This is a genomic window from Novisyntrophococcus fermenticellae (assembly GCF_018866245.1).
Taxonomy (GTDB): domain Bacteria; phylum Bacillota; class Clostridia; order Lachnospirales; family Lachnospiraceae; genus Novisyntrophococcus; species Novisyntrophococcus fermenticellae.
In genome coordinates, this window is sequence record NZ_CP076458.1 from 1,451,617 (window position 1) to 1,462,632 (window position 11,016).

At 43.3% G+C, this 11,016-nt stretch carries 11 protein-coding genes; 10 read left to right on the plus strand and 1 reads right to left on the minus strand.

Going from position 1 to position 11,016, the window contains the following annotated elements:
• Positions 1-3 precede the first annotated feature (3 nt).
• Both KNL20_RS06495 and hisS read left to right on the plus strand, forming a co-directional pair.
• Positions 4-573: an HD-GYP domain-containing protein gene (locus tag KNL20_RS06495; RefSeq protein WP_230399789.1), complete on the plus strand. Its 570-nt coding sequence runs from the start codon at positions 4-6 to the stop codon at positions 571-573.
• A complete protein-coding gene (gene hisS, locus KNL20_RS06500) occupies positions 573-1,823 on the plus strand; it encodes a histidine--tRNA ligase (RefSeq protein WP_230399790.1) in 1,251 nt (416 codons plus the stop codon). Before KNL20_RS06495 ends, hisS begins: the two co-directional genes overlap by 1 nt.
• Before the next feature lie 55 nt (positions 1,824-1,878).
• Here the strand turns inward: hisS and aspS are convergent, their stop codons facing one another.
• Positions 1,879-3,645: an aspartate--tRNA ligase gene (gene aspS, locus KNL20_RS06505; RefSeq protein WP_230399791.1), complete on the minus strand. Its 1,767-nt coding sequence runs from the start codon at positions 3,643-3,645 to the stop codon at positions 1,879-1,881.
• A 159-nt stretch (positions 3,646-3,804) separates the two neighbouring features.
• Between aspS and KNL20_RS06510 the strand changes: the two genes are divergently transcribed.
• The 8 genes from KNL20_RS06510 to asd all read left to right on the plus strand — a co-directional run bounded on the left by KNL20_RS06510 (position 3,805) and on the right by asd (position 10,960).
• Positions 3,805-4,599: an ABC transporter ATP-binding protein gene (locus KNL20_RS06510; protein ID WP_230399792.1), complete on the plus strand. Its 795-nt coding sequence runs from the start codon at positions 3,805-3,807 to the stop codon at positions 4,597-4,599.
• Positions 4,565-5,359 (plus strand): ABC transporter permease, encoded by a 795-nt coding sequence (locus KNL20_RS06515; protein ID WP_230399793.1) that lies wholly within the window; start codon positions 4,565-4,567, stop codon positions 5,357-5,359. The genes KNL20_RS06510 and KNL20_RS06515 overlap by 35 nt, the downstream gene beginning before the upstream one ends.
• A gap of 116 nt (positions 5,360-5,475) precedes the next feature.
• Positions 5,476-6,195 carry a phosphatase PAP2 family protein gene (locus KNL20_RS06520; RefSeq protein ID WP_230399794.1) on the plus strand — a complete coding sequence of 240 codons (720 nt, stop codon included), beginning with the start codon at positions 5,476-5,478 and terminating at the stop codon, positions 6,193-6,195.
• 2 nt (positions 6,196-6,197) lie between these two features.
• The gene (locus tag KNL20_RS06525; protein WP_230399795.1) at positions 6,198-6,830 is read left to right on the plus strand and encodes a CDP-alcohol phosphatidyltransferase family protein; all 633 of its coding nucleotides are present in this window, start codon (positions 6,198-6,200) and stop codon (positions 6,828-6,830) included.
• The gene (locus KNL20_RS06530) at positions 6,830-7,696 is read left to right on the plus strand and encodes a phosphatidylserine decarboxylase (RefSeq protein ID WP_334300001.1); all 867 of its coding nucleotides are present in this window, start codon (positions 6,830-6,832) and stop codon (positions 7,694-7,696) included. Before KNL20_RS06525 ends, KNL20_RS06530 begins: the two co-directional genes overlap by 1 nt.
• A 4-nt stretch (positions 7,697-7,700) precedes the next feature.
• Positions 7,701-8,321 (plus strand): epoxyqueuosine reductase QueH, encoded by a 621-nt coding sequence (locus tag KNL20_RS06535; protein ID WP_230399797.1) that lies wholly within the window; start codon positions 7,701-7,703, stop codon positions 8,319-8,321.
• A gap of 52 nt (positions 8,322-8,373) precedes the next feature.
• The gene (argH, locus tag KNL20_RS06540; protein ID WP_230399798.1) at positions 8,374-9,753 is read left to right on the plus strand and encodes an argininosuccinate lyase; all 1,380 of its coding nucleotides are present in this window, start codon (positions 8,374-8,376) and stop codon (positions 9,751-9,753) included.
• A 121-nt stretch (positions 9,754-9,874) separates the two neighbouring features.
• On the plus strand, positions 9,875-10,960 hold the full coding sequence (gene asd, locus KNL20_RS06545) for an aspartate-semialdehyde dehydrogenase (protein WP_230399799.1): 1,086 nt from the start codon (positions 9,875-9,877) through the stop codon (positions 10,958-10,960).
• Positions 10,961-11,016: the final 56 nt, after the last annotated feature.

An 11,016-nucleotide genomic window follows, 5' to 3' on the forward strand; every position in this document is an offset into this window, starting at 1 on the left:
AACATGCTTCAATACTCCCTGTCGGAACAGATTCGCCACGGAATGGAAGTAAGCAATCTGGCTTATGATGTAGCAAGAGAATTGGGATACGGTGAGCAGGATTGCCATGATCTTTCCATCGCCGGATTGCTGCATGACATTGGAAAGATCGTGCTGGTAAAGGAAATCAGTGAACATCCGCTGGTTGTAGAAGAGATGAAGGTTGTCCGTATGCACCCCAGGGAAAGCTATGATGTGGTAAAACGCTGCGGATATTCTGAGTCCATTCAGAAAAGTGTGTTACATCATCACGAGAACTATGATGGAAGCGGATATCCGGATCATCTGTTTGGCGATGATATACCGTTCGGCGGACGGATTTTACGTGTATGTGATGTATATTGTGCGCTGACATCCGACCGCCCTTATCGGAAAGCCTATGATCAGGACGCTGCTGTAAGGCTTATGCTGGAGGACATCAGAGATTTTGATATGAAAGTTTTTCTGGCTTTTCAGAAAGTGATTCATGAAAATAAACGAAGGCCTGTAGTATTGGGCGAGTTTTCCATAGATGAGAGAGGAGATTTGGTATAATGGCATTGAAGAAAAAACCGGTGACAGGTATGAAAGATATTCTGCCCCAGGAGATGGAAATTCGGGATTATGTGATTCGTCTGATTAAAGAAACATATGCAACCTTTGGATTTTCCTCCATTGAAACCCCTTGCGTGGAACATATCGAAAATTTAAGCAGTAAGCAGGGCGGGGAGAATGAAAAACTGATCTTTAAGATTTTAAAAAGAGGAGAAAAGTTAAAACTGGAGGAAGCAGCCTGTGAATCCGACCTGGTGGACGGTGGACTGCGTTATGATCTGACAGTGCCTCTTTGCCGGTATTATTCCAACCATGCGAATGAACTTTCCAGTCCCTTTAAGGCTTTACAGATGGGGAACGTCTGGAGAGCAGACAGACCTCAGAGGGGGCGTTTTCGTCAGTTTATGCAGTGTGACATCGATATATTGGGTGAACAGAGCAATCTGGCGGAAATTGAATTAATCCTGGCCACTACTACACTGCTGGGGAAGCTTGATTTTAAAAAGTTTACAATCCGGATTAATGATCGCAGGATTTTAAAAGCTATGGCAGCATATAGTGGGTTTCCGGAGTCAACGTATGATACCGTCTTCATTATTCTGGATAAGATGGATAAGATTGGTCTGGATGGGGTTGCAGAGGAACTAAAAAAAGAGGGCTTTTCCGAGGAGTCTGTTGCTAAATACCTGGAGTTATTCAAAGAGGTGACTCCGGATATCCAGGGAATCACTTTCATTCAGGATAAGCTGGGCGGATTCCTGGATGAAGAATATTCCGAAGGCTTACAGGCAATTATGAAAAGTGTGGACACAGTGAAGAGTGCTGATTTTTCTATTGTATTTGATCCGACTTTAGTTCGTGGAATGTCTTACTATACCGGACCGATTTTTGAGATATCCATGGATGAATTTGGAGGTTCGGTAGGCGGCGGCGGACGCTATGATGAGATGATTGGCAAGTTCACGGGGATTCCGGTCCCGGCATGTGGATTCTCTATTGGGTTTGAACGTATTGTTATGCTTTTACTGGAGAGAAGCTATAAGATACCCGGGACATCCCAAAAGAAAGCCTACCTGGTGGAAAAGAATATGCCTTCAGATGAACTTAGCGATATTATTGCCAGGGCTTGCGAAGAGCGTAAAGAAGGTGTACAAGTCCAGATTTCTGTGATGAAAAAAAATAAAAAATTCCAGAAAGAACAGCTGCAGGCAGAAGGATATGAAGAAATCATAGAGTTTTTTAGAAGTTAAAAGAAACTGCATAAAAGTAAACCGGGAGGAAAACACCTCCCGGTTTACTTTTATGCTATTCGTCTGCTTTTTCTCTCTTTATCTGAATGTGAACATCATCCAGCTGTTTTGCATCCACTTCTGCAGGAGCATTCATCATGACATCCATGGCACTTTTGTTCATAGGGAAGGGGATGATCTCTTTGATGCTGTCTTCTCCTGTAATCAGCATAATCATGCGGTCTACGCCGGGTGCGATACCTGCATGCGGCGGTGCTCCGTAGCAGAATGCGTTGTACATGGCAGGAAACTTGGCTTTTACGTCATCTTCTCCAAGTCCTATGATATTAAAGGCTTTAACCATGATTTCCGGATCGTGATTACGAACTGCGCCGGAAGATAATTCCACACCATTACATACGAGATCATACTGGTAGGCAAGTATCTCAGTTGGTTCCTGGTTAAGCAATGCTTCCATACCCCCCTGAGGCATGGAAAATGGATTGTGGCAGAATTCCAGTTCACCGGATTCATCGCCGATTTCGTACATTGGGAAATCTACAATCCAGCAGAACTCATAGCAGTCCTTTTTCATATGAGCTTCGCAGTTGGCACCTAACATGTTACGAAGGACGCCTGCTGTTTTTTGAGCTTTTAACTTCTTCCCGGCAGCGAGACCAACGAAGTCGCCTGGTTTTAAGTTCAAGGCTTCAACTACCTTATCTTTTATATTAACCAGGAATTTGCTGATTCCGCCAACAAATTCGCCCTTTTCATCCAGCTTGAACCAATATGCCTTATTGTCCGTCTGTATGAACACATCGTTGCAGAGTTTATCAATTACTTTACGGGTAGCAGTGAATTGATCAACGACGACAGCCTTTACCACATTACCGGAAAATGGTTCAAATCCGCAGTCAGACATGCATTCGGTTGCATCCTGAACGGTTAAGTCGATTCGAAGATCTGGTTTATCGGAGCCATACTTGTCCATCGCCTCAAGGTAAGGAATACGGACGAATGGAGCCTTGGAAGCTGCCTTATAAACACCGTGTTTTTCAAATACCGGCGGAAGTACCTCTTCAATAATAGAGAAGACATCCTCCTGTGTGGCAAATGCCATCTCCATATCCAGCTGATAGAATTCTCCCGGAGAGCGGTCCGCCCGGGCATCCTCATCCCGGAAACAAGGAGCAATCTGAAAATAACGGTCAAATCCGGAAGCCATTAAAATCTGCTTAAACTGTTGCGGCGCCTGGGGAAGTGCATAAAATTTACCGGGATGAACTCTTGATGGAACAAGATAATCACGTGCACCCTCAGGAGAAGAGCAGGTAAGGATGGGAGTAGTAATTTCCAGAAAGCCAAGATCCGTCATCCGCTGTCTTAATTCAGCAACAATTTTACTTCTTAATACTATTTTACTTTTAACTTCCGGATTTCGTAAATCCAGATAACGATATCTCAGACGGAAGTTTTCATCCGCTTCTGTGGAGCGGTTGATTTCAAATGGCAGTGCATTATGGATACAAGTGCCCAGCACCTTGATTTTGTCCGGAACCACCTCAATATCACCTGTAGCAATTGCAGGATTCTTACTGGAGCGTTCTCTTACAGTTCCTTCAACGGAAATGGTGGACTCATTGTTGATTCCATCCATGATATTCATCATCTCTTCTGTTTCAATTACAATCTGAGTTGTGCCATAAAAATCCCTGAGGATTAGGAAACCGAGATTTTTAGATACTTTTCTAATGTTTTCATACCAGCCGGCTAAGATTACTTTTTCACCGATATTCCGGATGCGAAGCTCACCGCAGGTATGTGTTCTTGATTGGATCATATTGCCTCTTCCTTTTTTATGTTTATTGTGGAAATAAAGTATGCTCATTATAGCATAAATATTGAGCTCTAATCAAGTATTAATCAATTTCCACGGTAAATGCATATCTTAAAAAGAGAAGACCTTTACGGAAAACACAACATGCACAGGAGGTGCCATATGGAGCCACTTTTGGAGCTTAAGAATATATGCTTTTCTTATCACAGTATGGAAGGGGAAACGGAAGCCTTATCAGATATAAATTTTAAGGTCGGAGAAGGAGAATTTGTGGCTGTGGTAGGCCCCAGCGGATGCGGGAAGAGTACAATTCTGAACCTGATATCCGGTTTGATAAAGCCGGAATCCGGTTCTATTTTTATAAAAGGGAAACCTTTGGCGGAATCTGATATTAACATCGGCTATATGCTGCAGAAGGACCATCTCTTTGAATGGCGTACCATCTACCGCAATGTAACACTGGGGCTGGAGATACAGAAGAAATTGAACGACAGCACGAAGGAAAAGGTTGAACAGATGCTGAAGACGTATGGACTGGAAGAGTTTCGGAATGCCCGTCCGTCTCAGCTGTCCGGAGGCATGCGCCAGAGGGCTGCCTTAATTCGGACCTTAGCATTGGAACCTGCATTACTCCTTCTGGATGAGCCGTTTTCGGCTTTGGATTATCAGACCAGGCTTTCGGTGGCGGATGATATAGGACAAATTCTTAAGGCACAGAAAAAGACAGCATTGCTTGTGACCCATGATATTTCTGAAGCAATCAGCATGGCTGACCAGGTAATCGTCCTGTCAAGACGGCCTGCGATTGTGAAAAGTACTGTAGATATAGATATGGACATTCCGAACAGGACACCAATGACATCCAGAAATGCACCGGCATTTAAGACATATTTTAATACAATCTGGAAGGAGTTGAACAGCTATGAAGACATGTACAGCGCAGGAAGCGTATCTTAAAAAACAGCTTAAGGAAAAACATCAGGTTCGTTTTCTCAGAATATTTATACTGCTCGCTTTTCTGTCTATATGGCAGTGTGCTTCGGATTTCGGATGGATTGATTCCTTTATATTCAGCAGTCCGGTGCAGGTAATCCAGACTTTTTATGATATGATGAAGGATCACAGTCTGCCGGTACATGTAGGGGTAACGCTGGCTGAAACGTTGATTAGCTTTGCACTCACGATATTATTTACAGTTCTGACTGCAATTCTGCTCTGGGTTTTCCCAAGGTTTGCGGCTGTGTCGGAACCATATTTTATCGTACTGAACTCATTGCCGAAATCGGCCCTGGCACCACTTTTGATTGTCTGGCTGGGTGCCAATATGAAGACGATTGTTATAGCCGGTATGTCGGTAGCCATTTTTGGTTCGATTATCAGTCTCTATCAGGGATTCCAGGAGGTTGGGCAGGAAAAGATGAAGCTGATTTATACGCTTGGAGGTAAGAAGCATCAGGTGCTTACAAAAGTAGTGCTCCCGGCCTCTACACCCTATCTGCTCAGTATTCTGAAAGTGGATATCGGATTATGCCTGGTTGGTGTAATTATAGGAGAATTCATAGGTGCAAGACGGGGACTTGGTTATCTGATTATATATTCCAGCCAGGTCTTTAAATTGAATTGGCTGATCTTATCAATTGTAATTTTATGCGTGATAGCCATGGTGTTGTATCAGGGACTATGTCTTCTGGAAAAGTGGTATTCTAATAGGAAATAGTTAAAATGCTTAAAAATTTTTTAAGAATTTTGAAAAGTACTTGAGTATCCCGTGATGAATTGATATACTAAGGCAGGTTTTGAAGAAAAGAGGGAAAGAAGTAGTGGATAAAAGTAATGGATAAAATACGAAAGATAATAACCAGAATTATGCCGGACTATGGCTTTTTGCCAGTCGTCTGTGCATTTATGTTTAATAATGTTGTATATGGAGGGTCAAAGCTGGTTGCCGGCAGCTGGTACCATCATAACATAGAAAGTGATCTGGATCAAAAAATACCCTTTGTACCCGAGACACTGGTTATCTATTTTGGATGTTATCTGTTCTGGTTTGTAAACTATATACTGATTGCAAAACAGGATAAAAAGAGTGTATATCAGTTTTTTGCGGGGGATTTTTTATCACGCTGTGTATGCCTGTTTTTTTATCTTATATATCCGACGACCAATACCAGACCTGTAATCACAGAAGTTGGATTCTGGAACAGTGCCATGAGCTGGCTGTATTCGATTGATTCAGCCTCTAACCTGTTCCCCTCCATACATTGTCTGGTCAGCTGGTTTTGCTTTATTGGAATCAGGGGAAAGAAAGGAATCCCTCTATGGTATCAGACATTTTCCTGTATTATGGCAATTTCGGTATTTATATCCACATTAACTACGAAGCAGCATGTATTAGTGGATATAGCAGGAGGGGTGATACTGGCTGAAGTATGCTTCCGGCTTGGCCGCTGCACCAAAATTGCAGAGACTTATGGCAGAGTGTTTGAACGTGCAACGGCCTGGCTTTTCCCGGAACCGAAGGGAAAGAAAATAATTTCGAAAGATGAGGGATAACAGTGATTGGTTTTTATGATTATACGGTAATACTTACCTATATTAGTTTTGCATCTTCTATCAGTGGAGTTTTTTGTGCAGCATCAGGACATATTCACTGGGCAATTTTCTGTCTGGCATTTTCCGGGCTTTGTGATATGTTCGATGGGAAGATAGCAAGGACAAAGAAAAATCGCACAGAAGATGAAAAGCGTTTCGGCATTCAGATAGATTCCTTGTGCGATGTGGTCTGTTTTGGCGCATTTCCTATCATTATCTGTTATTATCTGGGGATGCGGCAGATCTACAGTATCGCAATTCTGATTTTTTATGGACTTGCCGGTATCATACGACTCGGGTTTTTTAACGTAATGGAAGAAAAAAGGCAGGATGAGACCGATGAAGCCGGAAAGTATTACCGTGGTCTGCCCATAACCTCGATGTCGGTGGCATTGCCGCTGCTATACGTATGCTCGCCGTTGTTTTCTGCATATTTTATAGTTGTATTACATATTCTGGTTTTGGGAATCGGACTCTTATTTATCACAGATTTTAAATTTCGGAAGCCTACAAACAAAGAACTTATATGTCTGGTTGGAATTGTGGCTCTGGCCGTTCTCCAGATTATATTCAGGAAAGTGAGGATGCATGCATGATTAAAACTGCTGACCGGGAGGGTAATATCATAATTGAAAATTCTGCACAGGACCGGTTTCTGGCTTATATGTACGGGCATATGCTGGGAAGAATATTATTGAAACCGTTGGTTTCTCCTGCAGTTTCGCACTTCAGCGGAAAGATGCTCTCCTGTAAGGCTTCGTGCTTATTCATAAAACCTTTTGTGAGAGCCAGACATATTGACCTGTCACAATGCAGGGAGGAGAAGTTTCATTCCTTTAATGATTTTTTTACCAGAAAACTACAGCCTGGAGCGCGTAGGATAGAAAGTGATCGGGATTGCCTGATCAGTCCATGCGATGGAAGAGTCTGTGTTTATGAAATCAATGATACCTGTTCTTTTGAAATAAAGAATACCAAATATACATTGGGAAGCCTTTTGAAGAATAAGAAGCTGGCGCATATCTTTAAGGGGGGGTATGCCTGGGTTTTTCGCCTGGAGGCAGATGATTATCATAGGTATATCTATGTGGATCAGGGAGCAAAAAGCAGCAATTACCGGATTCCGGGTATTTTTCATACGGTGAATCCGGTGGCAAATGACTGCTATCCGGTTTATAAAGAAAACACCAGGGAATACTCCCTGCTTCGTTCCGAGAACTTCGGTACGCTGTTGATGATGGAAGTAGGTGCCATGATGGTAGGAAAAATTGAGAACCATCATGGAGCACGTTCTGTGCGGCGCGGGCAGGAAAAAGGAAATTTTGCATTTGGAGGATCTACGATTATTCTCCTTAGCATGGAAGGAAGGATTCAGCCGGACAGGGATATCCTGAAAAATTCCAGACATGGGATTGAGACAAGAGTCTTACTGGGCGAACAGATCGCCAGGAGAAACAGGTGAGTATATGGCAAATATAAGAAATTACCAGAGAGAACTGGAAAAACGTATAGAGGAGCAGCGGCGGGAAGGGAAAACCCCTTCTTTGCTGCTGCATAGCTGTTGTGCACCCTGCAGTAGTTATGTACTGGAGTATCTTTCCAGATATTTTTCCATTACATTATATTATTATAACCCAAATATCTACCCGCAGGCGGAGTATACAGCGAGGGTTCAGGAGCAGGAGCGTCTGATACGCGAAATGCCGGTGGAAAATTCCGTACATTTTCTGGAAGGAAGCTATGAACCCGAGAAATTCTTCAAATTATCCAAAGGATTGGAGCAGTCGCCGGAAGGTGGCAGGCGCTGCCTTTTATGCTATGAGCTGCGTCTTCGTGAAGCAGCTGAAAAGGCATGTGAACTGGGTTGTGACTACTTTACTACAACGTTATCAATCAGCCCTATGAAGGATGCCCATAAATTAAATGAAATAGGTGAGAAACTGGCCCGGGAATACCATGTTGCTTATCTGAATTCGGATTTTAAGAAAAAGAATGGGTATAAGCGCTCGGTAGAATTATCAAAGGAATACAATCTGTATCGTCAAAATTATTGTGGCTGCATCTATTCCAGACAGGAATTGACGTAATATTAGGTATATGATAAGCTACAGTTAATCACTTAGAAAAGAGGAAATCACTATGGCACAACTTTGGGGAGGCCGTTTCACAAAGGAAACGGATCAACTGGTATATAACTTTAATGCTTCCATCGGTTTTGATCAAAAATTCTATCGGCAGGATATTCAAGGCAGCATCGCCCATGTCACCATGCTTGCGAAACAGGGAATTCTTAAAACAGAAGAACGCGATCAGATTATCAAAGGGTTAAAAGGAATCCTCGAGGATGTTGAGTCAGGGAAACTGAAAATTACCGCTGAATACGAAGATATCCACAGCTTTGTGGAGTCAAATCTGATTGACCGTATCGGAGATGCAGGGAAGAAACTTCATACAGGAAGAAGCCGCAACGATCAGGTTGCACTGGATATGAAACTTTACGTCAGGGATGAAATTATGCAGCTGGATGATATTCTGAAAACGCTTCTGGAAACGGTTGAAAAAATCATGGAGGAAAACCTCCATACCTATATGCCGGGATTTACGCACCTGCAGAAGGCACAGCCTATTACTTTGGCTCATCATATGGGAGCATACTTCGAGATGTTCCGCAGAGACAGAGGACGCCTGAAAGATATCTTTAAGAGGATGAATCTTTGTCCGTTGGGTGCAGGCGCTCTGGCCGGAACTACGTATCCCCTGGACCGTGCTTATACAGCGGAGCTTCTGGGATTTGACGGACCTACGCTTAACAGCATGGATTCTGTATCAGACAGGGATTATCTGATTGAATTATTATCCGCATTGTCCACGATCATGATGCATCTTTCAAGATTTTCAGAGGAGGTTATCATATGGAACACCAATGAATATCAGTTTGTAGAAATTGACGATGCCTACAGCACAGGAAGCTCTATCATGCCTCAGAAGAAAAATCCGGATATTGCAGAGCTGGTCCGTGGAAAGACAGGGCGTGTTTATGGAGCATTGATGTCTGTTCTTACCACCATGAAGGGAATACCTCTTGCATATAATAAAGACATGCAGGAGGATAAGGAACTTACCTTTGATGCCATAGATACTGTAAAGGGATGTACGGCTTTGTTTACCGGTATGCTGGACACTATGAAGTTCCGCAGCCAGGTTATGGAGAATTCAGCCAGAAACGGATTCACGAATGCTACGGATGCTGCAGATTATCTGGTGGGTAAGGGTGTACCATTTCGGGATGCCCATGGAATTATAGGACGTCTGGTGCTATACTGCATGGAGCGCAAGATATCCCTTGACGATATGAAATTAGAGGAGTATAAAGCCATAAGTCCGGTATTTGAAGAAGATATATATGATGCAGTCAGTATGAAGAACTGTGTGGAGCGCAGAAATACAATCGGGGCTCCGGGAGCAGAGGCCATGAAAGTTGTTATAGAAGAAAACCGGAGATATCTGAGAAAAAACTAAGATAATGCTTGCATTTTTATCGGATTTGTTATATTATTATTTCCATGGCGTACATATGTACGCGGTACAAACACAAAAAGCGACCGGTTAGAAAGCGGGTCCGTGAAATGAGGAGCGAATTATGGAAAAAAAGTTAAGAGTAGGTATTCTTGGCGCAACAGGTATGGTTGGACAGAGATTTATCTCACTGCTGGAAGATCATCCCTGGTTTGAAGTTGTTACTTTGGCTGCCAGCCCGAGAAGTGCCGGTAAAACATATGAAGAGGCTGTAGGCGGAAGATGGAAGATGGATACGCCGATGCCTGAAGCGGTAAAGAATCTGATTGTTCTGAATGTCAATGATGCTCCGCATGTCAGCGCCGGAGTGGATTTTGTATTTTCGGCAGTCGACATGTCAAAAGAAGAGATCAAAAAAATAGAAGAAGCATATGCAAAGGCAGAAACACCTGTCGTCTCCAATAACAGTGCGCACAGATGGACGCCTGATGTACCTATGGTGGTTCCGGAGATTAATCCGGAGCACTTTGCAATTATTGAAGATCAGAAAAAGCGGCTGGGTACGACCCGCGGTTTTGTGGCTGTAAAGCCGAATTGCTCCATTCAGAGCTACGCCCCTGTTTTGACTGCGTGGAAAGAGTTCGAGCCTTATGAGGTGGTAGTGACCACCTACCAGGCAATTTCAGGTGCAGGAAAGACCTTTAAAGACTGGCCTGAGATGGAGGAGAATATTATTCCTTACATTGGCGGAGAGGAAGAGAAGTCCGAACAGGAACCCCTGCGTCTCTGGGGCAGGATAGAAGATGGAGTCATAGTGAAAGCAGAGGAACCTAAGATTACCAGTCAGTGCATCCGCGTACCTGTGCTCAATGGACATACGGCGGCAGTATTTGTTAAATTCAGAAAGCAGCCCTCCAAAGAACAATTGATTGAGAAGATAGTGGACTTTAAAGGACTTCCTCAGGAATTGAAGCTTCCCAGTGCTCCGAAGCAATTTATCCGGTATATGGAAGAAGATAACCGCCCCCAGGTAGCCCTGGATGTTGATTATGAGAAAGGGATGGGAATTTCAGTAGGACGTCTTCGCCCGGACACAGTCTATGACTGGAAATTCGTAGGACTGTCTCATAATACGGTTCGCGGTGCGGCAGGCGGTGCGATACTGTGTGCAGAGACACTGAAGGCCCGGGGATATATTACAGCGAAGTAAAAAAACAGAAATATAAAGATCAGGACAGATGCTTTCAAAAGAAAAATCTGTCCTTT